We start from the raw sequence: 20703 nt of genomic DNA, 5'->3' as shown, positions 1-20703 counted from the left end.
GGGCCGAACGAACGGGCCCACCCTGCGCTGTTACGGCGCCCGCTAGAAGCTGAAGCGTGCGCTCAGGGAGAAATTGCGACCCGGCAGCGGTACGTAATCGCGCGTGAAGCTCGACGCGCGCCGGCCTTCCTGATCGAAAATGTTCTCTACTTTGGCGAGTAGGGTCACATTGGTGTCGCCCTGGAACGGACGCCACGCGACCGACGCGTTGACGAAGGTGAAGGAGTCCGTCGTGCTTTCGAAAGCGGGGACATCGTCCTGCTCGCCAAAATATTCGACCTCGCCGCGAATATCGACCGGCCCGGTCCGCACGGTCAGCGCGCCGGAAAGGCCCAGAGGCGGGATTCGCGGAGCGGGAGAACCGTCCGCCAGCTCGGCATCGATATATTCGGCGCTTGCTTCGCCGATCACCGCGAAATCGCCATTCTCGATAAACGGCATGCTGACCTCGGCCTCGACACCGAAATATGTCGCATCCTGCTGCAGGTAGTTGAACAGCGGGATCGCCTCTTCATCGTCGGCGGGCACAGGGTCGCCTTCTTCGTCGACGAAACTGCCCGTGTTGTTGAGGTAGATGAAATTGTCGAACCACGAATTGAAGACGGTCAGGTTGACTGTCGCCGGGCCGAGATTGCCACGAATGTAGCCTTCCACGCCCCATGCGCGTTCGATCTCCAGGTCGACGTCACCCACTTCGTACTGACCGGTTGCCACGTGCGGCCCATCGGCGAACAGTTCCTCGCCCGCAGGTGCACGCCCGACACGCGACCCGTTCACGCCGACCCGCAGACCGCCGACATCGTAGGACAGGCCGAGCGCGCCGGAAAAGATATCGTAATCGCGTTCCACGCCGATCGAGACCGCGCGCACATCGCTCGTCTCGAAACGCGCCGCAGCTTCCAGCTGGAAATTGCCGAAACGCAGTTCCTGCAAGGTGACCAGGCCGAACTGCTCGGTCTCGTTCGGAGCGACAAAAGCCTCTTCGCCGACCGCGTCGAAATCGCGGAAGTAGAACTGGCCCCCGAAGGATCCACGCAGATTGCCCAAGGGGCTCTGGATGAATTCGGCGCGGCCTTCGAGCCCTTCGGCGTCGAACACGGTGCCGACTTCGCTGCCTTCGAACTCGGTATGCGTGTAATCGCTGTAACCCACACGGGTCTGCAAACGATCGAGGAAGCCAGAGCCGAGATCGATATCGCCGCGGAAATCGGCGCGATACTGCTTCAGGCCGATCGACACGCCCTCTTCGTGTTCTTCCGCACCGCCACCTGCTCCGGGATCTTCTTCATGGTGGTGTCCGCCAGCCGGATTTGCCGGCACTCCATACAGCGATTCGTAATAGCCGCCGCCGAAGCCGAAATTGCTCCCGCCAGAGAAGAATGCGAGGCCGCCGTTGAGCGACTTGGTTTCGATGAAAGTATTGGAAACTGTGCCCGTCAGTTCGGCGAGTTCGCGAAGCTCGTCCGCTTCCTCGAAATTGCCTTCGTCGTCTTCCTCCTCCGCGCGGTCGAGCACGGTGGCCTGTAGATCGGCGGTCAGGACCTGGCCGGGCACATCGACATCGCCCGCGTCCAGATAGCTCCCATCGACGTGGAACACGAAACCGCCGCCCAGCGGGGCATCGATCGAGGCGCCGATGCGGTACTCATCATTGACCGTGTCGTAACTGGCGAGCCCGTCGACATGGATCGGCTCGTCGGGGACGCGGCGCGGGATGCGCTTGTCGATCACGTTGACTGCGCCACCGATGGCCTGGCTACCATAAAGCAGCACGGCAGGCCCGCGCAGCACCTCGATCCGTTCGGCGCTGATTGGATCGATGCTGACCGCATGATCGTCGGATGTATTGGACACGTCGATCGTGCCGACACCATCGGTCAGCACGCGGATACGCTCTCCGCCGAAACCGCGCAGGACCGGGCGCGATACGCCCGGTGCAAAGCCCGTTGCCGAAACACCGGGCAGATCGTCGAGCACTTCGCCCACCTGCCCGTCCATATTGCGCTGAAGCTCGACCCCTTCGACCACGGAGGTGCCGGCCAGGACGTCCAGATCCTCGACCCCAGGCGCGCTGACGATGATCGTGTTACTGTTCACGCCACTATTATGGAAATCGTCGTCGGCTTCACTCGCGCTGGTCGACGGCTGGGTCTGCTGTGCCTGGGCAGCCTGCGGAACGAGTGAAATGGCGAGCGCGAGCAGCGGCAAGCTGCCGAGGGTAGGCGTGTTCATACTTAGCGATACCATGGGTATTGGTGACAGTATATCATCCGCCCCTAACAAGGATGATATTTTATCACAACCCCTGCCCGAATCTCGCACGCGGCTGGGCGTGCGCCCCGATCTGGCGTGCGATCGAATCGCGCGATTCAACGGATTGTTCGAAAAACTGGAGCGGGCGAGGCGATTCGAACGCCCGACCCCAACCTTGGCAAGAATGAGCTTCAATCGGCGCTTAGGCGCGTTTTTCCTTGGGTTGCGGCAATACCTCTAACCCCGCCTGTACTCGTCCTGTACGCGAAGCGGCCAGGATCTTCGCCTCTGCGTCCTCGGCGTGGGTGTACGTCTCGTCGAAGACGCGGCTTGATCTCGACCACCCGCCGTAGGCCTTCGCAGCCTCGCTATCGACGCCCTGGCGGACCTTCATTTCCTGTCCGTAGCCATGTCGGCCGGCCTCGTGGAATGACAGCGGCTCGATCCCGGCTTCCTTGATCGCCTTGTTCCATTCCTTGCGTGGGCCGCCGCGGTCGGCGTAGCCGAAGACGCGCAGGTTGGCCGGCCGGCGATCCCAACCGCGGGGGACGCGCGGTGCGAGAGCCTCCAGCTTCGCCACCAGGTAGTCCGGGATCGTGATCCAGCGATCGTCGAGCCCCTTTGCGCCGGGGATGCAGACGCGGGCATTCGCAAGATCCAGATGCTTGTGCGGGTGCATGGCGATCGCCTGCCCCACGCGCGCGCCGGTGACGAACATCAGCAGCGCCAGCGCCTCAACACGCGGCGTGGCGTGGGCGCAGAACTTCGTCAGCCACGGCCAGCTGCCCGGCCGGCGTTCGCGCCGGCTGCGCTTGCCCCGCCGCTTGTCTTGGTCGAGCCTTTCCTTCTGGGTGTAGGCCCGGATCCGGATGGGATTGCAGCGCTTGCGATCGCGATGGTGCAAGTGGTTGATCACCGCGCGGACGGGCGTGATCACCTGCCGGTGCCAGAGATCGGTGCCAGTGTGCGGGTAGATGACAACGCCGAGATCGCGCACCTGTTCGGGCGTGATGTCGTTGACGGGCATATCCCCAATCTGTTCGACGATGGGGATCAGGAACTTGGCGGTCAGCGGGTCGGCATCGTATGTGATCACCGCGTCGGCAAAGGTCAGCGGCCGTTCTGCCGCCTCTTCGCCGATAAGGAATGCACGGATGCGCCGTTCTTCCTCTTCCCGGCACCAGTCCCTTGCACCCGCTTCCGAAGTTGCTCCAGTGCTACAGCGGACGTACCGCCCGATCTTGCGGCCGTTGTATTCGATGCGACCGCGCGCCCACCATGTGGAGCCGCGGGCGTAGGGTTCGAGGGGCATTTTTCACCTGCTTTTAGAATCACGTCCATCTGCGCAGGGGTGATAATCATCGCCCTGCCTAGCCTGTGGCAAGCCCCCAGCTCATTGGCACGCTGGCGAAGGACACGTTCGGACACCTCGATCCCGCGCTCAGCGAGGAGTTCGACCCACTTTGCCGGCGGATTGCCGGCGTCGAGGGTGGCGCAGCCGGTGATTTCGGTGTGGGCGCTCATTCGAACAGCCTCCCCAGCGCGACAATGCCCTTGGCGGTGACGGTCTTGCCGGAGCCTGTGCCGCCGAGCACAAGGAGGTGGCCGGTGGGGAGCGCGGTCATGCGGGCACCTCGGCTTGCTCGGCGGCCCAATGCTCATTGAGGATCGCGGCAACCTTAGCGGCCATTTCCTCGCGATTTTCAACGTATCCAGGCACGACGAGGATCGGGAAGCACAGCCCGAAGGTAGTGCCGCGCTCGGTGCGCTGAGGCGGCTTTTGATAGTGGACCGCGATCGCATCGTTCATTTCCTCGCGCGAGAGGGTGCGCAGGAATGCGGTCGGCTTCACGGTAAAGCATTGGTGTTCGCTCATGCTGGCACCTCGACTTCTAGCGCGTCGATCACGCGCGAAAGGCATTCACCAGCATCGATACCGTCAGGCTCCAAATGTGCCCGCACAGCAGCGTAGATGGTCTTGAGCGTGTCGTTCCGAAGCTCTTCCTGCTTCATCGCGTTCCGCGCCTTGATCGCGGCATTCACTTCCGACAGGCGCGAGCACAGGGTCTGGATACGGTAGCCCGCACCCCGCACGGCATGGGTGTGCCCGGCATTCTTCTGCGCCTTCACCTCGATTTCGAGCTGGGTCTTCTGCTGGATCAGCAGTGCGCGTTCGGCGTGCAGTTCCTCCAGCGACATTGCGGCTGTTTCGGGCAAAGCGTCGCTAGGCTGGCTTTCCGCGATCAGGCCGCTCACGCCATGCGCGCGCTGGAGGCTTTGGGAGGCACCCTTAAACATTCTCCACCTCGTCGATGTTCTTGTGCACCACCTCGAACGTGACTGCGTATATCCACGGATTGTCCGCCCATGTGGTTCCTGGCTTGTCGTGGAGCGAGTTCCAGAGAGCCTCGAACGCAGCACGAGCTTGGGGCCAAACGACCGAGGGGGAGTCGTGCCAGTTCCAGCGGGTGCCTTCACCACCGATATCCCAGCGGGAAAGCCCTTCCGTTCGTGCATCTTCCTCGCTGATCGCCTGCAGGCGCTGCACACGCACGTCGCTGACAATCAGCGTAAGGCGCGAAGCCCATCGTGGCATGTGGATGGAGGGCCGCCAGCGCACCTCGTTCTCCGGCGGCGGATCGTCGAACCCGTGACGCTCGCACTCGGCTTCATATCCATTTGATCGGTAGAGAACCCAGCCCGGATCGACATTCCCGACAATCGCGCAGGTCTCCCGCACGTACAGCCGGTCCCCGATGGCATGAGGCAACCTGCATGGAAGGGACGGGGTGCCGCCCTCAGCTACGAAGCGGTAGCCGCTGGGCGTCTCTGCAGGATCGCAATGCCAGCCTTCGCCTTCGGGCGCGTTTGTCAGAAGGCGTCGGGTCTGCGTCTTTCGCCCGTCGAGCAGTGCGCGCACCATCGGCGCGCTGAAAATGATCCCTCGGTCAGCCATCAGTTCCAGTCCTCCCATTCGCGGAGTGTGTCGGCGGGTTTGTGGTGGGCGAGCAGCCTGCGTACGAGGCGGGCCAGCATGGCGCTGATCAGGCGCATTTAGCGGCTTCCCTCGTCGGGTGGATGCCCAGATAGACGGGATCGGAGTGCGCGCACTCGGTCTGGCGGCAGGCCGAACAGACGCCATCCGGCTGTTGCGCGGCGCGGTAGGAGCCGGGCGGGATCTCGATATCGATCTCGACCGTCTTCACGCCAGCCACTCCAGCGCGGCTGCGATTACAAAGGCAAGGAACAGCGCCAGAGCGGCAGCACCCGCTGCGACCACCAGGCGGCGACGCGTCTCGGCGCGGCGGCGGGCATCCCACAGGGGATCGGGAGAATCATAGATCATGACAGGGCTCCGTTGATGAAAAGGCCGAAGATCACGCGGTCGAGCATGTGGAGTACCAGCCAGATGCCGACACAGGCGGCGCAAAAGGCGATAGTGTCCTCGAAGAGGGCGAGCAGGCGCGCGGTCATTCCGAATTCCCCGAAGGAGCGGGAAGCTGCGCCTGTGCGCCTCCCGGCAGATGCTCGCCATGTCCAAGGGCGCGCAGGGCCTTGGCATATTCCCCTGCCTTGGCCTCGTATGCGTCATGTTCGACAGCGGCCTGATCCCGCGCTTCACCTGCAGCCTTGGCTGCGAGCATTGCGCGTCGCCAGCGATCGAACAGAACGTGTTCGGCCGTGCCGCGATCGAATGGGTTGATACGCTTCTTGCTCATGCGGCGATCCTTTCGGGTGCAGCGCTGGTCGGCATCGGGACGACACCGGCGGCGATGGCGATGATCAGCAGCACGGCGACCCGGCGGCAGTTGGCCGCGCTGGCATCATCGCGCGCCTTTCCGCGGGCGGTGGCGAGCGCACGGCGCAGTTCGCCCTGCCAAGCGCTGCGGTGGATGAAATCCTCGGGCGCGTAGTGAAGCACCGCAGGCTCTCCCGCACGTTCGGGCGGAAAGGCCAGCTTCGTGTGGCAGACCAGCTGGGGCAGCTCGCGGTGCGCACCGCAGGCGGCAGCGATAGCGAGCCAGCAGCGGCGCAGGGTGTGCGCCTGTGCAGGCTCGAGGCGGGCGGACTGCTGCGCCTCTTCGACCAGCGCGAGGCGACGGGTGCATTCCTGCGCGGCGATGGCGGGGGCGTGCGGGATCATCTATCCGCACTCCGCATCGTGGGCTTCACGGTCGAATTTGTTTTCGAGCGCGCGCGCCTTGGGTTCGAAGAGTCGCCCCTCCGGGCCACAGCGACGATGGCCGAAAAGATGTTCGAACCAACTGCCTCCCTGGCGTTCAATGCGAGCGTCCACGGACCCAGTCACCGCCTTGCTGCCGTCGGTCGGGTCAACATGGAGAACGCTATTGCGGTGGCAGCGCGGCCTCCCGATAGGCTTCTCGAAATGCCGACAATCCTTGCAAAACGGAGCGGTCATTTGCTCACCCTCCCCGTTCGAGCCTTCTTGCGGCGGGGCTTTGGCTTTGCCTTCATGCTGGCGTCGAAGGCTTCGCTTTCGGTTTCGAAGATATCGGCCATCGGCATGGTGGCGTTGCCGCTGGCGTCGCGGTTGCGGATTTCATGCGGCCGCGGATCGCGGCGGACCAGCGCGGTGCCATCATCGTTCTTGCGGATGATGGTGACCGGATCGCAGGTGCCGAGAACGAAGCCCTTGCTGCCGGGGAACGGGAATGGGGATGCGGTTGCAAGCATGATGTCTCCCTTTCGATGGCGATGGGAGATACAGGGGGAAATATCCCACCGTCAAGGGGATTTATCCTATTCTTGGAGATGCGATGGATTTCGACGATGTTCGAGTGGGGAGATTGCAGCATGTCATTTGCGCAAAGGGAGCTCGAAAAGGTTCGCGCATGGCCGATGTGGCTGAAGGTCGTCACTGCGACGCTATGTTTCGTTGTGGGGTTCAATACGATCGGCACCGCGGTCGGGACGGATATAAAGGGCACCCAAGAACTGGCAGATAGCGATCAGGGTGAGACCCGATCCCCTTCCGAAATGGAGCGGGATGCGGTGAACACCTGGTCTATGCAGGTGGCTGGGCGTGTGGCCGAATGCCAGAGGAGAATCCGGGGCTTTGCCCCTGCTTTCGAAGACGTGATCGCAAATGCTCAACGCGGCTTCGAGGAGGCTACCAGAGCTGCGCTGGTGTGCCGAGCGGTCACCGCAGGCATGGCCAGCGCCGACAAGCCCGACATGGTAGGTCGCGATGTCATCAGGCATATGCTGCTTGTCGAGGACGACTGCAGGCGAGTTACACGGCTGTCGCAAGACGGTGCGGAGGCGGCGGCGCGTCTTTTCGACGGGAGCTATCGCCCTTCGACAATTTCCGAAATTCGGAAGAACATCGACCAGGCCAATAATCAGTCGGATAAGTGCCTGTCGGGCTTGAACGATGTACGCCAACGCGTTGGAATGAAACGACTAGACTAGCTCGATCTAGCCGAACAGTAGCTCGGTCTGCGGCATGATGCGGTGGACGCGCTGAACCTGTGCGATCGGCAAAGTGAAGGTCAGCGCCGGGTTGTATTGTTCCAGTACGAGCTCCTTCGCGGTGCGCCGAACCAGCTTCTTGACGAGTACGCTGACCACTTCATCACTATCGCCGGTATTGAGCTGTACTAGGGCATATTCGCCGGGGCCGGGTGGGCGGTTCGGATCGACAAGCCCGACCTCGCCCGCGTAGAATCGCGGCTCCATCGAGGATCCATGGAAATAGATGGCGTAGACACCTCGGCGGCCGGCAAGCAGCGGCGGCCGCCGGATGTAGCGAACATGGAAATCGGGATCGAAGCTGGAGCGTTCGATCTCGACATGCTGCCCATCCTGGCCGATCACGCCGAGATCGGCGCAATCGCCAGTGCCCATCAGGGGAATCGGTTCTGCAGAGGTTTCCGCCCCGTCGAAATCGATCGCGTCATTGCCAATGCCGACTTCGCTGCGCACGGGATCGGGATTGCCCGTCTTGCCGAGCAGGTATTCGGTACTTGTCTGTAGAGCGTCCGCTATCCGGTTGAGCCGATCCGCTGCGGGCATCGACCCCCGCCGATCAATATCGCGAATTGTGGTTGTGGTCTTGCCTTCGGTGATTTCTTTCGAGAGCCAATAGCGGGTCTTCCCCATTTTCTGGAGACGCTCGTCGATACGTTCGATCAGGATTTCGGCGGGTTTTGGCACGGGGGGATTATCCCCCCGGAGAAAAGAAGTGACAGTGGGATTATTTCCCCTTGACGCTAGGGGGCTATTTCCCCCTATAAGCGCGGCACTCATTCTGGGAGTTCCGCGTGATCGATCTCAAGACCCGTCTTTCTCTGTGTGCCGAGGCATGGGCCACAGCGCATACTGACGATGGTGGCGAACGCGCCCCGCTGTCGCGTCTCTCCAAGCGCGTAATGGACGATGGAAAGTTCTTCGACAATCTCGGCGCGATGCGGCGTGGCCCCAGTACAGATACTCTCGAAAAGTTCGCGCGCTACCTCATCGACCCGGCGAACTGGCCCGAAGGCAGGGTGGCAAGCGAGGCGGTCGAGCTGGCTCATGTGGTAGGGGTTACCCTGCCGGCATCTGACGTGTCTGCTGGATTGAGCGGCGATTTGTCCGGCGCTTCCGCAAGCCCAAGCGAGGTTGCTCCCGAATGCGCAGGGCACGACGCCCAGGAGCGTGCAGCGTGAGCGGCGCGATGGTACCGATGGCGAGCATCGACGATATGCAGGAGTGGGCCTGTGCGCTTATGGCGTCCCGCGCTCCGGATTTCGTCATCGGGAACGATTACCTTCGCCGCTGGTGGGTGATACCCCGTAATCCATTTGCGAATGTATACCTTCACCAAATTCGCAAGAGTGACGATGACCGCGCGCTGCACGATCATCCGTGGCCAAATACCAGCTTCCTGATTTCCGGCGTCTATGTCGAGCATACGCCCGAGGGGCGCTTCGTGCGGCAGGCTGGCGATGTCGTGTCGCGCCCTGCCGAGGCTCTGCACCGGTTGGAGGTGGCGCCGGGAAGTTGCGCAGTCAGTTTGTTCATCACGGGTCCGAAGGTTCGTGAATGGGGCTTCGAGTGCCCACATGGATGGGTTCATTGGAAGGATTTCACCCATCCGGATGATAGCTCGAAAGTGGGGCGAGGGTGCGGGGAGCATAATGCACCCTCACCAGTGACCGCGCATGGGCAGGAGCGCGTGGCATGAGCGCGGGCGGACGCCTCAAACGCGCAACCCGTGCGAGTATTGCCTTGTGTGGTGGGATTGATGGCGCCCGCGCCACTGTCGATCGCGTCGGCCGCACGCAGGTGGGCAATTGGAACAACCTGAACCATCCCGACCTGCCGATGCTGCACGATGCGCTGGCGCTGGACGAGATCGCCATCGCCGAGGGTCGAGTGCCGCCGATTCTGGCGGGTTATGCGAGCGAGTTGGGGCATGTGGCGATCCGCCTTCCCGATCCGGACATGGGCACAGACGCCGTAACCGGGGCGATGATCGCCGCGACCGCCGAGTTCGGCGAGGTCGCGGTGCGGCTGCGCGATGCAGTGGCCGATAGCGACTTCAAGCCGATGGAGCGCGATGAGGTCGCGCGCGAGATCGATGAGGCGCAGGCCGCGCTGGCACGGCTGAAGGCGCTGGTGCTGGCGCAGGACGATGCCTGTTCACAGCGGCCCCGGTCGGGGGACGATTGAGATGGGTGCGGTCCAGTCCCGAAGCGACGCCGCCAGCTGGCAAATCGGCCCGCTGACTACCTACGCGGATCCGCAGGCGATGGCCGGATGGCTGGAGCATGCCGAGCCCGGGCAACAGATCGTCTACGCAACCGGCCCGCTGCTGGGGGATCACCCGGCGGTGAAGCTGGCGCGTAACTGGCAGGCAAAAGGCGCCGTGCACCTGTTCCAGCGCAAGGCAGGCCGCGCCAACTGTACCGACTACTGCGCGGAGAAACGACCGAAGGCGGGCACGGACATGCCCCGGGCGGCGCGCGGGAAGGATGTGCGGCGCGAACTTTCGGCGCTGGCGCGGCACCTGCGCAGCCTGGCGGCGGCGGGCAAGCCCTGCCCCAGCTTTGCCGCGATCGCGGCGGCGCTGGAACTGCCGCGGGGCAATCGCGGCCGGCGGCGCGCGCAATACCTGCTCGGTCTGCTGGAAAGCGAAGGGCGTGTGCGGATCGACCGCAGCGATGCCCGCAATCCGAAGATCGAGATCCCGCGAACGCGGAACAGGAGCGGAGGATGAACGCGCTGGTGCCCAATGCGCCGCCCTGCTTGATCGGGTTCGAAGCGGGCGAGGATGTGGGCGAGCGCGCCGGCGCGCGTGCCGAGCGGGCCGATGTGCTGGCCTATATGCGCCGCAAGCGCGACAATGCGCAGCGCGTGGTCGATCGCGGGTTCGACCAAAACGATTTCGCGGCGCACACGGTGCGCGCGATCTCGATCCTGATCGATGACCTGACGACCGGGTTGCACGAGGGTGAGGGCCTGCTGTCGCCGACAGGTACCGCGACCAGCGAGGCCTACCCGTTCCACAATCACCGGACGATGGCGGACGTGACAGCCGCAGAGGCCGCGCCAGCAGATATCGCCCGTCGCGCATCGCCGCAGGCGGCACTTACCCAGACAGGAGAGAATTGATGGCCATCATGGAGGTCGCACAACTTGCGCGCGTGCTGAAGAATGCCGCCACAGTCGTCGAGACACGGAACACCATTCCGGTGCTGTCCAATGTCAGGCTGATCGAGGTGGATGACGGGCTGCAGGCGACCACCAGCGATCTCGATTGCGAATATCGCGAGACGATCCCGCTGGCACAGGCAACCGAAGACGCGCCGCTGGCGGTGACGGTGGACGCCAAGCGGCTTGCCAGCATTGCTGCCGCGCTTCCGCAGGGCTCGCAGGTGAAGATGTCGATGGACAGCACACGACTGGCGGTGAGCGCTGGCCGGAGCCGGTACCAGCTGCCGGTGATCGATGCGAGTGACTTCCCTAGCATGGTGGGCGGCGAAATGGTTGCGATGCTCGGCTTCGAGTGTTCCGCACTCGCCAAGCTGTTTGGCCAGATGATACACGCAGTCTCGACCGAAGAGACGCGCTATTACCTCAACGGGATATTCCTGCACGAGATCGACAAGCGGGCGTGCCTGGCCGCGACAGACGGCCGGCGGGGCATGGCGATGCCGCTCGACAAGGGTTGGCAGGGCGGCGCACCCGACGTGATCCTGCCGCGCAAGGCGGTGACCATCCTCCAGCGCCTCCTCTCCGATATGCCCGGGCGGGCGCAGTTGCGCTGGAGCACATCGAAATTCTGCGTTGAGGCAGGCGATTTCCTGTTCACCGGCAAGGTGATCGACGGGACTTTCCCGGATTACCAGCGCGTTTTCCCGCAGCCCGAATGCGAACCGATCAGGTTCGAAGCGGCGGCGATGCGCGAGGCGTTGCGCCGGGTGAAGCTGGTGATCGAAAAGAACCGCGCCATGCGGATCACGGTACGTGAGGGTGCGATCAGTTTACAGATTACCGCCGACGCAACCGGCACTGCAGTGGAGGAGCTGCCATGCGATGCGACCGGGGGCGTGAACGAGGAAATGACGGTCAATCCCGATTTCCTCGGCGATGCAGTCAACGCGCTGGAGGGTGTCGACGCGGTGTGCATGCACCTGTTGCCCGCGGCCAATCAGATGCTGCTGCACATGGGTGACCTGGCAGGTGCGCGCGAAGTCATCATGGGCATGAGGGGTTAACGCGATGAGCCGTTTTTCCGAAGATTTCGAACGACTGGCCGAAGCTGTGTTCCGCGAGGATAGCGGCACTGCTGTCGCTATCCTCGCAAGATATGCGGCGCGAGGGTACCATGGCAGATGCCATCATGCGCGCTTCTCGACGTGCCAGCGGGCCCATATTCCCCGGCTCTACACCGAAGGACCCGAACCCGCTGACGTTGCCCGTGCCCGGTGCGCGGCCCGGGGATATGCTCTCCAGTCGCGTTGTCGAGAAGGCTGGAGCCTGATGGCCCGGGCCGCCACTTCGCGCCTGAAGGTGAATCCGCCGCTCGGCCGGATGCCGGTGCTGCAGTTCATGCCGCCTGCCGAACTCGCCATCGACGGCAGCTACCAGCGCAGTATCGAGGCGCGCGAATCGCAGGCACTGATCCGCCGGATAGCGCAGCACTGGAACTGGGACTTGTGCCAGCCCCTGGTGGTCAGCCGCCGTGCTGGTGAGAATGGTGGTGGGCTGTTCGTAATCGACGGGCAGCACCGGCTCGCTGCTGCGCGGCTTCGCGGCGACATTGCACAGCTTCCGTGCGTGGTGATCGATTACGCCAGTGCTGGGGACGAGGCGGCAAGCTTCGTCCACCTGAACCAGCAGCGGCGCCCGCTGGGTGCGCTCGACCTGTTCAAGGCCGCGCTGGCGAGCGAAGACGAGGAAGCCCGGGCGATCATGGCGGCGCTGGGCGAAGCAGGACTTTCGCTGGCCGCGCATGGCAATCACATCGCTTGGAAACCGGGTCAGCTGGCGATTATCGGCGGGATCCAGCGCAGCTGGCGACGCGAAGGCGCGCGCGTGACGAGCGAGGCCCTTCAGGTTCTGGGCGCAGCTTTTGCCGGGACGATCCTGCAATATGCGGGCACGGTATGGCCCGGGATCGTCGCAGTGTGTGCCGAGCAGATGGCCGAGGATCGCGATTTCCCTGCCGGAGATTTCGCCAAGTTCACCGCCGAGCTGGGTGCTATCGGCCAGCAGGAGCTGCGCAAGCGGGTGCTCGAGCGGAGCGGTGCCCGGCCCGAACTCGGCCGTGCGGGTGCTGCGCTGCAAGTGATACGCGAAATTCGCTGGCCGGGACGCGCACACGTTGCTGCAGCCAAGGTGGGTGAAACGCGACCCGTACTGGATTTCAAGCCCGACATGGATGGCATGGCCTGGTGCGACCAGTGCGATATGCGGGTGCGCCGCGACCAGGCGGAGGGGTGCAAGAGCCGCTTCTGCAGCCTGCGGAGGGTGGCTGCGTGAGTGATCTTTCCGCCCTGCCCACGCAGCACTTTGGGTGCATTCTGGCCGATCCGCCGTGGGCGTTTCGTACTTTCTCCGGTGAGAACATGACGCCTCATCGCTGTGCCGAAGATCACTATCGAACGATGACCTTCGATCAGATGGCTGAGCAGCCGGTTGCAGCGCGTGCAGCAAAGGACTGTGCGCTGTTTATGTGGGTGGTCGGCAGCCATCTTACGGAGAGTATCGCGTTGGCGGAAGCCTGGGGCTTTTCTTACAAGACCGACGCTTTTTATTGGCTGAAGCAGCGGCTCGTCGATGCGCAGCAGGTGGATATGTTCACCGGCGACATTCCCGAGCCTCGCATGGGGTTCGGATACTGGACTCGCAAGCAGGTAGAGCCCTGCCTGCTGTTCACGAAGGGATCTCCGAAACGGCTGACCGCGAGCGTGCGACAGACGATCATCGAGCCCCGTCGCGAGCACAGCCGCAAGCCCGATTGCCAATATGACCGGATAGAGGCGCTCGTTCAGGGGCCCTATCTGGAGTTGTTCGCGCGCACGCAGAGGCCGGGTTGGACCAGCTGGGGCAACCAGACCGACAAGTTCGAGATGGTCGGCGAGGCTGCGGCGTGAGCGGTAGTGGAAACCGACCAAAGCGTCCCCGGTGGGTCGAACAGGGCAACTGGCAGCCTTCGCGGCGGCACCTGCTCGCCGTCGGCTGTGTGGCGGAGCTCTATGCGATCGAGATGAACCAGATCCGAAGCCGCCTGAGGCCATGGCGGTTCAGCCGCCCCCGGCAGGTTGCCTTCTGGATGTTGCGGCGCGTATTCCCTGCTTTGAGCTATCCCATGATCGGGCAGGTTCTCGGCAAATTCGACCATTCGACGGTCATTCACGGCGAACGTGCGGTGGAAAAGCGCCGCGCGGGTTGCGCGGAATATACCGAGCAGACCGACATAGTGCTGGAAACGGTGAGGCAGAGGCTGACCCTGGACCAGTTGGAAAGTTTCGCGCCGGAAAGCCTTGCGCAGCTGGCACGGGAAGCGGCGGACGGCAGCGATACACCAAGCGTTGCTCCACCGCCCGTGCCTGCCGACTGGGTGCCGCCCCCGCCTTTCGTACGCGCCACACCGTTCAGGGACCCACCTCCGCGCTCCAAAGCGGAGAGCGACCCGCTGCTCACTGCGATCCAGGCCGATATCGACGCGCGCGAAGATCAATTGATGTTGCGCGACGCACAGGAGCGGCGTCCGTTCCGTCATCTGGAGCACCTTGGCAACAGGGAGGGCCTCGGGGCCGAGGAAATCGCTGCCCGCCGCCGCCAGCGCGAAGAAGCGCGCAGGGCGCATGAAATCCACTGGCTGGAGCGTGAAGCGCAGGCCTGCGGCCGCCGCCGCCGCGGGCTTGCCCTGTCGGAGATGCCGGCATGAGTGCTTCACCCGGAATCGACCCGTTGCTGGTGCTGGCGGACAGCGTGCTGACCCGCTGGATCGAGACGTTCCATGTCCCGCGCAGCGCGGTGGAGAAGACTTTCGACGCGCTGCCCTTTCCGCCATTTGCCGCGATCCGGCGATTGATCGATGCAGGCGTGCCGGGCCCGGTTGTCGCCGCGCTGCATGGTGCAGGATTGCTGAAGGTGGCGCGGGTGAATGCCGCCGGGCGGAAATGGGAGCCCGATGGGCCCGATCCACGCCTTCTGATCGCTGTCCGCGACGACTCCGGCGCGATGATCGATGCGGTCGCGATCGCCAGCCATGCGCCGGGCGAATGGTCTGCGCTGACCGGCGCAGCGGCGATGCTGGGCGGAGATGCGATGGAGCGCGCCAGCGAAGAGAGATTTATGCGCGGAGGGGCCCGGTTGCGCCTGTACGACGATCCGTGGGCCTGGCTGCTGGCGGGGTGCGAAGGGATTTGCGTACTCGACTGGAATGCCGCTGCGCCTGCCCTGCGGATGCTGGGCGAAAGCGTGGCGATCGTCGCCGATAGTGGGGCCGGGCGCGGCGTGCTGGCGCGGCTGACGCATGGAGGCCTGCCTCGCGTGGTCGAGGTACAGGTGGACGATTCATCCCTGTCGCTTGCCGAAAGGATCGGGAGGCGCGCGGCATGACCGGGATCGACGAGGGCGACGAACGGCTGCGTTTACTGGTGGATCGGGTGTTGCGGCTCGAGGACGAACGCGACGGAATTACGCAGGATATTCGCGATGTGCATGCCGAGGCCAAGGCTGTCGGCTATGACAGCAAGACCTTCCGCAAGGTATGCGCGCGTGCGCGGATCCCGCTGGCCGATCGCGAGGAGGCGGATATCCTGCTGCGGACTTACGAGGCAGCGCTGGGGGGCGAGGCAGTCGAGGTACCCGATGCCCGCCCCGATGCGCGGGCACTGGCGATGGCGATGCTGGCCGAACAGGTGGCCGGGCTGGAGGATAGTGCGCAGGTGCAGGCTCTGGTTGAGCATGCGACCGCATTAATGGATATTCGCGCAGATATCGCCCAGCTGCGTAAGGAAGAGGCCGCGCGAAAGGCGCTGGCCCAGCGCGAAGGGTTCCTGGTCAAACCGCTGATGGCGGCGATCCGCTGGATCGAGAACTGCGCCATGCACGGGCGCGATGCGATGCGCGCGGGCGAGGCAACCTACCAGATGTATCGTGGCAGTATCGAGGCCGGTGGATCGGTTGTGCGCGGGGTTTCGGGCGAGACCGAGGACCCGGCATTGCGCGCGGCATTCGGTGGGCCGCAGGCACCGGCCCGTGCCGCGAGTGCGCTGGCCTGGCACGACATCGGAGATCGGTGATGTCTTCCGCCAATGAAGATGCGACCCCCGGCCCCGCGGGGGAAGGTTCCGGCTCGGCTCCGCATGGAGCGGCAGCGCCTGAAAGCGATGACGGGGATGCAGGGAGCCGCAAGATCGTGGCGCTTCGGCCGCTGGCGGACGATGCGCTGGACCGGGCCTGCGCGCGCTTTCCCATGACCGATCTCGGCAATGCGGAACGGTTCGTGCATCGGCACGGACAGGACTTCCGCTTCTGCGCCGAGCTTGGCTGGTTTCGCTGGGACGGCCGGCGATGGCTGCTGCTGGGCGAGGAGCCCAAGCAGCTGCCGCCCGAGGTTATGCAGGCGATCTTTTCGACCATGCGCGCGATCAAGAACGAAGCGCAACTGGTGCGTGCGAGCGGGGAGCGGTCCGATCCTCCTCCGGGGCTGGCAGGCGATGCGCTGGCAGCGTTCGAGCGCGAGCAGGCATCGAAGATGGATTTCGTCGTCGATTTCAAGCGCAACCAGGCCGTGATGTATTCGGACAAGCTGGCCGAGTGGGCTCGGTCGAGCGAGGCCGCGGGCAAGATTGCCGCGGCAGGCGCGCTGGCGAAGAGCATGTCCGCACTGGTCGCGCAGGTGCAGGATTTCGACCGCGAACGGATGGCGATTAATGTGCTGAACGGTACGCTCCGCATGGAGCGCGGGCGGCGGAAACGACCGGCAGCGGAAGTCGCTGCGGGGAAAAGCGAATGGCACACGCCGTGGGTGATGAAGCTGCACCCGCACGCGCGCGAGGACTTCATCACGAAGCTGGCCGACGTAGAGTATCGCGAGGGCGCGAAATCGCAGATATATGAAGACTTCCTCGCCGTAGTGCAGCCCAAGCCGGAGATGCGCCGGTTCCTCGCCCAGTGGGGCGGCCTTTCGATGACCGGGTTCACCGGGGAGCAGAAGCTCGCGTTCTTCTATGGCGGCGGCAGTAACGGCAAGGGCACGTGGGTGGAGACCATCGCGCGCATCGCGGGCGATTATGCCGGCACGGTGAAGATTCAGAGCCTGCTCGATCAAGGCAAGAAGAGTGGCGACCAGGCGACGCCTGCGATCGCGAAGCTGCCGGGCGTGCGTTTCTTACGCGTATCCGAACCCAGCAAGGGTGCCGTGTTGGACGAAGGGCTGGTCAAGGAGTTAACCGGCGAAGACCCTGTGGATGCCCGGCACCTGAACAAGGGTTTTTTCACGTTCTTTCCCGATTTCAAGATCACGATTAGCGGCAATAACAAGCCGGTGATCAAAGACACCAGCGACGGCATCTGGCGACGGATGCAACTGGTGCCGTGGGAGGCGAATATTCCTCCGCACCTGCGTGACAAGGCGCTGAAGGACAAGCTGCTGGCCGAGCGCGACGGCATCTTTGCCTGGCTGATGCGCGGGCTGCTCGACTGGAAGAAACATGGCCTGATCGAGCCGGAGGACGTGCGGCTCGCCACGAGCGAATATCGCGACGATTCGGACACGATCGGGCGGTTCCTGCGGCAGACCTGCGAGATAGGCGAGGACACGCGCCAGCGACCCATGCGGGTGCGCAAGGGCGAGCTGTTCGAGCTCTACACCGCGTGGTGCCACCAGACGGGCGCCTACGAGATGGCTGAGCGCGCCTTCTCGAAAGAGATCGCGGCGAAGCGCTTCAAGGAAAAACACAGCAACGGCGCTTGGTGGATCGGCGTGCAGCCGACCGTGGCGCTGGAAGCGGTGAAGGAGGGCTATTGGACCGCTGCCGACGAAGCCGAAGCTGCCGCCGCCGTGGATGGAGCAGGCACGCCTTACGACGACTACCCGGAGGGCTTCGACTGATGAAATGGAGCGGTTTGCCTCCATCGGGGCGAGTATTGGAGCATTCGAAACGGGAAATGGAGCCGGTTTCCGGCGAATTCCTGCGCGTGTGGAGGAATGGAGCCAAACTGCGTGCCGCTTCGTGTGTGCGGGCGCGGGCGCGTGGGGGTGGTGCGATATTACGCTCCATTCCTCCATTTCTTCCATTCGAAGAAGGAAGTGGAAGGGCAAGCAATTGAATTACCTTCGGTTTTGGCCTGTTTTTGGAATGGAGCGGTTTGCTCCAGATGGCGGAGTTTTGGAGCGATGAGCGATGTTCGACAGTTAGAAGGCGCGCAGGTGGCCACTTTGGCCGATGTAGAGGCGGCGCTGATCGATTGTCAGGTACTTTGGTGGCGCAGTCCGGGGGGATCTCACTGGCCGTTCGCAGGCGATGCGCCCTGGCATCTGATGCAGCGTTCGGCGGCGGCGGGCGATTATGGCGGGGAAGGTGCAGACGGTGTCGCGTCTGACCGTGCGCCTCGCACCGCTCTTGACGCGGCCGAGGTAAGTGAGCGGGACCGGGTGACCGCGTGGCTCGATCTCCTCGACGACCCTCTCGATCGGCAGGTGGTGTGGATGGCGACCGCGCGGTTGCAGAAGGGCGAGGCTTGCGTGCCATGGGCGAAGATCAGGCGGTGGGCGCGCACGGATCGCTCGCCATCGGCGCTGGCGCAGCGATATGTGCGCGGGCTGGCCATCATCCTGTGTCGGCTGAACGGGTGGCCAGTGCGCCGGGCGCGGGCGATTGCCGCACAGGGCATCGTGCGGAGTGTGGATTGATGGGTGCGCCCGCCGCCCGGTGGAGAGCGGGCGCACCTGCCTTCAGTCGTTCGGAAGTGCGAGAAGGTTGTTGGGCGGGAAGCCATCCGCCTCGGTCGTGAGATACCAGCGCAGGGTGCGAGGATGCTGTTTCAACACGACGTTCACGATGCGCCCGGCAGCCTCCACCGTGAAGCGATAGCCATCCCTGATGAAGCCGATCATCTGGCCGATCGTGTACCAGGTGCCGTTCACCTTGAAGGCATCGATCCGGTAATCGGGATCGGGGCCGTCTTTGCGTGTTGCTGTGATGCGATAGTCCATTGAAGTTTGGTCCTTCGTTAAAAGGAGCCTTGCCGCCGTGTCGGCACTCCGCTTAGAAGAGCGGAGCTGCAAGCCGCAGCTGACACGTCTCGTGAGGCAGGCTCGTTCTTCCTCGCGAAACCGGAGAGCCGGGCCCCTGATCCGGGCTCGGCCTCTAGTCGACCTGGCGATCATGAATTGGCATGGTGTACCGGGCAAGCCGTCTAGCGCGGGTAAATGGTTTGGCGCCTGTGAATAAGGTGGAGAACTCCGCTAAACGTCACCAAGTCGACCATTTCTCGCGACTCTTCCACAGGTTCTTCCCCTGCTTTCCACCACCCCGAGTGTGGTTGTTGCCAGCGCGTCGCGTTTTTTTGATCGATACCGACCGCGTGTTATTGTGCAGTTTGGGACCGCAGCCGGGCTCGCGTTCGCGAAAGTCAAGTGCACAATATTTGTGTGCAGTAAATATCGCATGCGGTTTGTGCAGCCTGAATAGGCTATCCACCGGATATGCTTGGCGCTGGCGTACGGGCCGGATGTCCTCTCCCCCTATTCCTGTCTTGGTTCGATGGAACGCCAGACCATAGGCGCGGTGGCCCTTCACGGGTTGCCGCGCCTTCATCTTGCAACCGGAGTGACCGCGTGACGCGCCTGAAGATGTTGATGCCGCGGCTGTCCCCGATCAAGCCGAAGCTCAAAGCGCTGCCGAAACGGGCGGAAAGGTTCTACCAGTCGCCCGAATGGCGCGGACTGGTGAAGCAGCTGAAGGCAGAGCGCGGGGCGTTTTGCGAGCGCTGTGGCGCCGGAGGCAGGATCATCGGCGATCACATCGTCGAACGTAAAGATGGTGGCGCGGAACTCGATCCGAGCAACATCAGGCTGATGTGCTGGCCGTGCCATAATGCGAAGACCGCTCGAGAGCGGGCAAGGCGTGCTGTTTCGAAGCCATAGGGGGGTGGTCGAAAGTTCAAAAGGATCGCGGCCCGAACACCGCCGTTCCCCACATTCGGAGATTTTTTTTGGTTGCAGCGAAGAATTCGGGGGCGGTCGACCTGTTCGGCGACCCCGTGATCGTACGCGATGCAAAGCGTGGCCGGCCCGAGCACGTCCGCACCGATGAAAAAGCCAAGCGTGTCAGTATGTTGTTTGCGGTTGGCCGCAGCGTGAAGGAAGTCGCCGCGGCGATGGGCATCACGCAGCCGACCTTGCGCAAGCATTATTTTTCAGAGGTGCAGCAGCGCGAGGCGATGCTCGACAAAGTCGAGGCCGCGCAGCTCGCGAAATTGTGGGAGCAATCGGAGGGCGGCTCGACCAGCGCGACGAAGGCGCTGCTCGACCGCTGCGACGATGCCCGCAATGCGCGACGGGCGGCGGAGGTTATCAAGGATCGCCGAGAACCGAAAACCAAGGTGCCGCCGAAGGGCGTGAAGGCACAACGTTTCGAGCAGGCGGCGAAGGTCGAGGGAATGTTCGCGCCTCGCCCCGCCCCGTCCGAGATCAACTGAGCGCCGAGCCATGAAGTGGTCGACCGCTTGCCCGGACTGGCGCGAGCGGATCTTGGCCGGCGACAGCCTGGTGCCGATCGAACCGCTGTTCCCAGCCAAGGCTGCCGACGCGATGGGGGTCTTCTGCAGCCTGCAGGTCACCGACCTGCCACGGAAGGAAGACGGCAGCTGGCCGACACTGGGCGAGGTGGTCGACCAGGACGTGCTCAACCTGGTCGCCGCTCTGTTCGATGCAGAGGATCCGGCGAGCGGCCGGCGGCTGATCAGGCGGTTCATAGA

The 20703-nt window shown here is 63.7% G+C and carries 29 protein-coding genes, 1 tRNA gene and 1 pseudogene; 17 read left to right on the top strand and 14 right to left on the bottom strand.

Going from position 1 to position 20703, the window contains the following annotated elements; genetic code table 11:
* Nucleotides 1–42: 42 nt before the first annotated feature.
* The 12 genes from ACEQXE_RS13125 to ACEQXE_RS13070 form a co-directional block, all read right to left on the bottom strand.
* Nucleotides 43–2232, bottom strand: coding sequence for a TonB-dependent receptor (locus ACEQXE_RS13125; protein WP_370179957.1), 2190 nt, complete (start codon nucleotides 2230–2232; stop codon nucleotides 43–45).
* A gap of 158 nt (nucleotides 2233–2390) precedes the next feature.
* A tRNA-OTHER gene (locus tag ACEQXE_RS13120) sits at nucleotides 2391–2500 on the bottom strand.
* Complete coding sequence (locus ACEQXE_RS13115; protein WP_370179956.1) at nucleotides 2456–3565, bottom strand: tyrosine-type recombinase/integrase; 1110 nt, start codon at nucleotides 3563–3565, stop codon at nucleotides 2456–2458. The genes ACEQXE_RS13120 and ACEQXE_RS13115 overlap by 45 nt, the downstream gene beginning before the upstream one ends.
* A gap of 309 nt (nucleotides 3566–3874) precedes the next feature.
* Nucleotides 3875–4129 (bottom strand): hypothetical protein, encoded by a 255-nt coding sequence (locus tag ACEQXE_RS13110; protein ID WP_370179955.1) that lies wholly within the window; start codon nucleotides 4127–4129, stop codon nucleotides 3875–3877.
* Nucleotides 4126–4551: a hypothetical protein gene (locus ACEQXE_RS13105; protein ID WP_370179954.1), complete on the bottom strand. Its 426-nt coding sequence runs from the start codon at nucleotides 4549–4551 to the stop codon at nucleotides 4126–4128. Before ACEQXE_RS13105 ends, ACEQXE_RS13110 begins: the two co-directional genes overlap by 4 nt.
* Entirely contained in the window at nucleotides 4544–5209 is a 666-nt protein-coding gene (locus ACEQXE_RS13100; protein WP_370179953.1) for a hypothetical protein, read from the bottom strand. The genes ACEQXE_RS13105 and ACEQXE_RS13100 overlap by 8 nt, the downstream gene beginning before the upstream one ends.
* Before the next feature lie 88 nt (nucleotides 5210–5297).
* On the bottom strand, nucleotides 5298–5459 hold the full coding sequence (locus ACEQXE_RS13095) for a hypothetical protein (RefSeq protein WP_370179952.1): 162 nt from the start codon (nucleotides 5457–5459) through the stop codon (nucleotides 5298–5300).
* Nucleotides 5456–5599: a hypothetical protein gene (locus tag ACEQXE_RS13090; RefSeq protein ID WP_370179951.1), complete on the bottom strand. Its 144-nt coding sequence runs from the start codon at nucleotides 5597–5599 to the stop codon at nucleotides 5456–5458. The genes ACEQXE_RS13095 and ACEQXE_RS13090 overlap by 4 nt, the downstream gene beginning before the upstream one ends.
* The gene (locus ACEQXE_RS13085; protein ID WP_370179948.1) at nucleotides 5596–5727 is read right to left on the bottom strand and encodes a hypothetical protein; all 132 of its coding nucleotides are present in this window, start codon (nucleotides 5725–5727) and stop codon (nucleotides 5596–5598) included. The genes ACEQXE_RS13090 and ACEQXE_RS13085 overlap by 4 nt, the downstream gene beginning before the upstream one ends.
* Nucleotides 5724–5972 (bottom strand): hypothetical protein, encoded by a 249-nt coding sequence (locus tag ACEQXE_RS13080; protein ID WP_370179946.1) that lies wholly within the window; start codon nucleotides 5970–5972, stop codon nucleotides 5724–5726. Before ACEQXE_RS13080 ends, ACEQXE_RS13085 begins: the two co-directional genes overlap by 4 nt.
* On the bottom strand, nucleotides 5969–6397 hold the full coding sequence (locus ACEQXE_RS13075; protein WP_370179944.1) for a hypothetical protein: 429 nt from the start codon (nucleotides 6395–6397) through the stop codon (nucleotides 5969–5971). The genes ACEQXE_RS13080 and ACEQXE_RS13075 overlap by 4 nt, the downstream gene beginning before the upstream one ends.
* 272 nt (nucleotides 6398–6669) lie before the next feature.
* Nucleotides 6670–6948, bottom strand: a complete 279-nt coding sequence (locus ACEQXE_RS13070) for a hypothetical protein (protein WP_370179942.1) — start codon at nucleotides 6946–6948, stop codon at nucleotides 6670–6672.
* Between the two features lie 165 nt (nucleotides 6949–7113).
* Between ACEQXE_RS13070 and ACEQXE_RS13065 the strand changes: the two genes are divergently transcribed.
* Nucleotides 7114–7686, top strand: coding sequence for a hypothetical protein (locus ACEQXE_RS13065; RefSeq protein WP_370179940.1), 573 nt, complete (start codon nucleotides 7114–7116; stop codon nucleotides 7684–7686).
* Nucleotides 7687–7692: 6 nt separating this feature from the next.
* Here ACEQXE_RS13065 and ACEQXE_RS13060 read toward each other — a convergent pair whose 3' ends face one another.
* Nucleotides 7693–8430, bottom strand: coding sequence for a S24 family peptidase (locus ACEQXE_RS13060; RefSeq protein ID WP_370179938.1), 738 nt, complete (start codon nucleotides 8428–8430; stop codon nucleotides 7693–7695).
* 107 nt (nucleotides 8431–8537) lie between these two features.
* Here ACEQXE_RS13060 and ACEQXE_RS13055 point away from each other — a divergent pair, with 107 nt between their 5' ends.
* The 13 genes from ACEQXE_RS13055 (at nucleotide 8538) to ACEQXE_RS12995 (ending at nucleotide 18634) form a co-directional block, all read left to right on the top strand.
* Nucleotides 8538–8924, top strand: coding sequence for a hypothetical protein (locus tag ACEQXE_RS13055; RefSeq protein ID WP_370179937.1), 387 nt, complete (start codon nucleotides 8538–8540; stop codon nucleotides 8922–8924).
* A complete protein-coding gene (locus ACEQXE_RS13050) occupies nucleotides 8921–9442 on the top strand; it encodes a cupin domain-containing protein (RefSeq protein WP_370179936.1) in 522 nt (173 codons plus the stop codon). The genes ACEQXE_RS13055 and ACEQXE_RS13050 overlap by 4 nt, the downstream gene beginning before the upstream one ends.
* A complete protein-coding gene (locus tag ACEQXE_RS13045; RefSeq protein ID WP_370179935.1) occupies nucleotides 9439–9930 on the top strand; it encodes a phage regulatory CII family protein in 492 nt (163 codons plus the stop codon). Before ACEQXE_RS13050 ends, ACEQXE_RS13045 begins: the two co-directional genes overlap by 4 nt.
* The gene (locus ACEQXE_RS13040) at nucleotides 9893–10477 is read left to right on the top strand and encodes a hypothetical protein (protein ID WP_372524242.1); all 585 of its coding nucleotides are present in this window, start codon (nucleotides 9893–9895) and stop codon (nucleotides 10475–10477) included. The genes ACEQXE_RS13045 and ACEQXE_RS13040 overlap by 38 nt, the downstream gene beginning before the upstream one ends.
* Nucleotides 10474–10872: a hypothetical protein gene (locus ACEQXE_RS13035; RefSeq protein WP_370179932.1), complete on the top strand. Its 399-nt coding sequence runs from the start codon at nucleotides 10474–10476 to the stop codon at nucleotides 10870–10872. The genes ACEQXE_RS13040 and ACEQXE_RS13035 overlap by 4 nt, the downstream gene beginning before the upstream one ends.
* The gene (gene dnaN, locus ACEQXE_RS13030) at nucleotides 10872–11978 is read left to right on the top strand and encodes a DNA polymerase III subunit beta (RefSeq protein WP_370179930.1); all 1107 of its coding nucleotides are present in this window, start codon (nucleotides 10872–10874) and stop codon (nucleotides 11976–11978) included. Before ACEQXE_RS13035 ends, dnaN begins: the two co-directional genes overlap by 1 nt.
* 265 nt (nucleotides 11979–12243) lie before the next feature.
* A complete protein-coding gene (locus tag ACEQXE_RS13025; protein ID WP_370179928.1) occupies nucleotides 12244–13245 on the top strand; it encodes a DUF6551 family protein in 1002 nt (333 codons plus the stop codon).
* Nucleotides 13242–13859 (top strand): MT-A70 family methyltransferase, encoded by a 618-nt coding sequence (locus ACEQXE_RS13020; protein WP_370179926.1) that lies wholly within the window; start codon nucleotides 13242–13244, stop codon nucleotides 13857–13859. The genes ACEQXE_RS13025 and ACEQXE_RS13020 overlap by 4 nt, the downstream gene beginning before the upstream one ends.
* Complete coding sequence (locus ACEQXE_RS13015) at nucleotides 13856–14656, top strand: helix-turn-helix domain-containing protein (RefSeq protein ID WP_370179925.1); 801 nt, start codon at nucleotides 13856–13858, stop codon at nucleotides 14654–14656. The genes ACEQXE_RS13020 and ACEQXE_RS13015 overlap by 4 nt, the downstream gene beginning before the upstream one ends.
* Nucleotides 14653–15333, top strand: a complete 681-nt coding sequence (locus ACEQXE_RS13010; protein WP_370179924.1) for a hypothetical protein — start codon at nucleotides 14653–14655, stop codon at nucleotides 15331–15333. Before ACEQXE_RS13015 ends, ACEQXE_RS13010 begins: the two co-directional genes overlap by 4 nt.
* Nucleotides 15330–16019 (top strand): DUF2312 domain-containing protein, encoded by a 690-nt coding sequence (locus ACEQXE_RS13005; RefSeq protein ID WP_370179922.1) that lies wholly within the window; start codon nucleotides 15330–15332, stop codon nucleotides 16017–16019. Before ACEQXE_RS13010 ends, ACEQXE_RS13005 begins: the two co-directional genes overlap by 4 nt.
* Nucleotides 16019–17833, top strand: coding sequence for a phage/plasmid primase, P4 family (locus ACEQXE_RS13000; protein ID WP_370179921.1), 1815 nt, complete (start codon nucleotides 16019–16021; stop codon nucleotides 17831–17833). The genes ACEQXE_RS13005 and ACEQXE_RS13000 overlap by 1 nt, the downstream gene beginning before the upstream one ends.
* Nucleotides 17834–18118: 285 nt before the next feature.
* The gene (locus tag ACEQXE_RS12995) at nucleotides 18119–18634 is read left to right on the top strand and encodes a hypothetical protein (protein ID WP_370179919.1); all 516 of its coding nucleotides are present in this window, start codon (nucleotides 18119–18121) and stop codon (nucleotides 18632–18634) included.
* A gap of 42 nt (nucleotides 18635–18676) precedes the next feature.
* On the opposite strand, the gene ACEQXE_RS12990 is transcribed toward ACEQXE_RS12995, so the two are convergent.
* Nucleotides 18677–18937, bottom strand: a complete 261-nt coding sequence (locus tag ACEQXE_RS12990) for a DUF3892 domain-containing protein (protein WP_370179918.1) — start codon at nucleotides 18935–18937, stop codon at nucleotides 18677–18679.
* Between the two features lie 624 nt (nucleotides 18938–19561).
* On the opposite strand from ACEQXE_RS12990, the gene ACEQXE_RS12985 reads away from it, so the two are divergent.
* The 3 genes and pseudogenes from ACEQXE_RS12985 to ACEQXE_RS12975 all read left to right on the top strand — a co-directional run.
* The gene (locus tag ACEQXE_RS12985) at nucleotides 19562–19870 is read left to right on the top strand and encodes an HNH endonuclease signature motif containing protein (protein ID WP_370179917.1); all 309 of its coding nucleotides are present in this window, start codon (nucleotides 19562–19564) and stop codon (nucleotides 19868–19870) included.
* Nucleotides 19871–19938: 68 nt separating this feature from the next.
* Nucleotides 19939–20424 (top strand): hypothetical protein, encoded by a 486-nt coding sequence (locus ACEQXE_RS12980; protein WP_370179916.1) that lies wholly within the window; start codon nucleotides 19939–19941, stop codon nucleotides 20422–20424.
* Nucleotides 20425–20434: 10 nt separating this feature from the next.
* Nucleotides 20435–20703: pseudogene (locus tag ACEQXE_RS12975) on the top strand (terminase large subunit); the annotation flags it as partial.

The sequence above is a fragment of the Alteriqipengyuania sp. genome, from assembly GCF_964222115.1.
Taxonomy (GTDB): domain Bacteria; phylum Pseudomonadota; class Alphaproteobacteria; order Sphingomonadales; family Sphingomonadaceae; genus Alteriqipengyuania.
Note: the sequence above shows the minus strand (reverse complement) of the source record. Positions and strands in the feature narration are given on the sequence as shown.

Excerpts from the sequence above, each read along its gene's own strand:
- ACEQXE_RS13075 (WP_370179944.1), bottom strand. The coding sequence starts at position 6,397 with ATGATCCCGCACGCCCCCGCCATCGCCGCGCAGGAATGCACCCGTCGC.
- ACEQXE_RS13110 (WP_370179955.1), bottom strand. The coding sequence starts at position 4,129 with ATGAGCGAACACCAATGCTTTACCGTGAAGCCGACCGCATTCCTGCGC.
- ACEQXE_RS13070 (WP_370179942.1), bottom strand. The coding sequence starts at position 6,948 with ATGCTTGCAACCGCATCCCCATTCCCGTTCCCCGGCAGCAAGGGCTTC.
- ACEQXE_RS13105 (WP_370179954.1), bottom strand. The coding sequence starts at position 4,551 with ATGTTTAAGGGTGCCTCCCAAAGCCTCCAGCGCGCGCATGGCGTGAGC.
- ACEQXE_RS13010 (WP_370179924.1), top strand. The coding sequence starts at position 14,653 with ATGAGTGCTTCACCCGGAATCGACCCGTTGCTGGTGCTGGCGGACAGC.
- dnaN (WP_370179930.1), top strand. The coding sequence starts at position 10,872 with ATGGCCATCATGGAGGTCGCACAACTTGCGCGCGTGCTGAAGAATGCC.
- ACEQXE_RS13005 (WP_370179922.1), top strand. The coding sequence starts at position 15,330 with ATGACCGGGATCGACGAGGGCGACGAACGGCTGCGTTTACTGGTGGAT.
- ACEQXE_RS13035 (WP_370179932.1), top strand. The coding sequence starts at position 10,474 with ATGAACGCGCTGGTGCCCAATGCGCCGCCCTGCTTGATCGGGTTCGAA.
- ACEQXE_RS13065 (WP_370179940.1), top strand. The coding sequence starts at position 7,114 with ATGTGGCTGAAGGTCGTCACTGCGACGCTATGTTTCGTTGTGGGGTTC.
- ACEQXE_RS13115 (WP_370179956.1), bottom strand. The coding sequence starts at position 3,565 with ATGCCCCTCGAACCCTACGCCCGCGGCTCCACATGGTGGGCGCGCGGT.
- ACEQXE_RS13085 (WP_370179948.1), bottom strand. The coding sequence starts at position 5,727 with ATGACCGCGCGCCTGCTCGCCCTCTTCGAGGACACTATCGCCTTTTGC.
- ACEQXE_RS13100 (WP_370179953.1), bottom strand. The coding sequence starts at position 5,209 with ATGGCTGACCGAGGGATCATTTTCAGCGCGCCGATGGTGCGCGCACTG.
- ACEQXE_RS13090 (WP_370179951.1), bottom strand. The coding sequence starts at position 5,599 with ATGATCTATGATTCTCCCGATCCCCTGTGGGATGCCCGCCGCCGCGCC.
- ACEQXE_RS13045 (WP_370179935.1), top strand. The coding sequence starts at position 9,439 with ATGAGCGCGGGCGGACGCCTCAAACGCGCAACCCGTGCGAGTATTGCC.
- ACEQXE_RS13080 (WP_370179946.1), bottom strand. The coding sequence starts at position 5,972 with ATGAGCAAGAAGCGTATCAACCCATTCGATCGCGGCACGGCCGAACAC.
- ACEQXE_RS13025 (WP_370179928.1), top strand. The coding sequence starts at position 12,244 with ATGGCCCGGGCCGCCACTTCGCGCCTGAAGGTGAATCCGCCGCTCGGC.
- ACEQXE_RS12990 (WP_370179918.1), bottom strand. The coding sequence starts at position 18,937 with ATGGACTATCGCATCACAGCAACACGCAAAGACGGCCCCGATCCCGAT.
- ACEQXE_RS12995 (WP_370179919.1), top strand. The coding sequence starts at position 18,119 with ATGAGCGATGTTCGACAGTTAGAAGGCGCGCAGGTGGCCACTTTGGCC.
- ACEQXE_RS13040 (WP_372524242.1), top strand. The coding sequence starts at position 9,893 with ATGCCTGTTCACAGCGGCCCCGGTCGGGGGACGATTGAGATGGGTGCG.
- ACEQXE_RS13000 (WP_370179921.1), top strand. The coding sequence starts at position 16,019 with ATGTCTTCCGCCAATGAAGATGCGACCCCCGGCCCCGCGGGGGAAGGT.
- ACEQXE_RS13125 (WP_370179957.1), bottom strand. The coding sequence starts at position 2,232 with ATGAACACGCCTACCCTCGGCAGCTTGCCGCTGCTCGCGCTCGCCATT.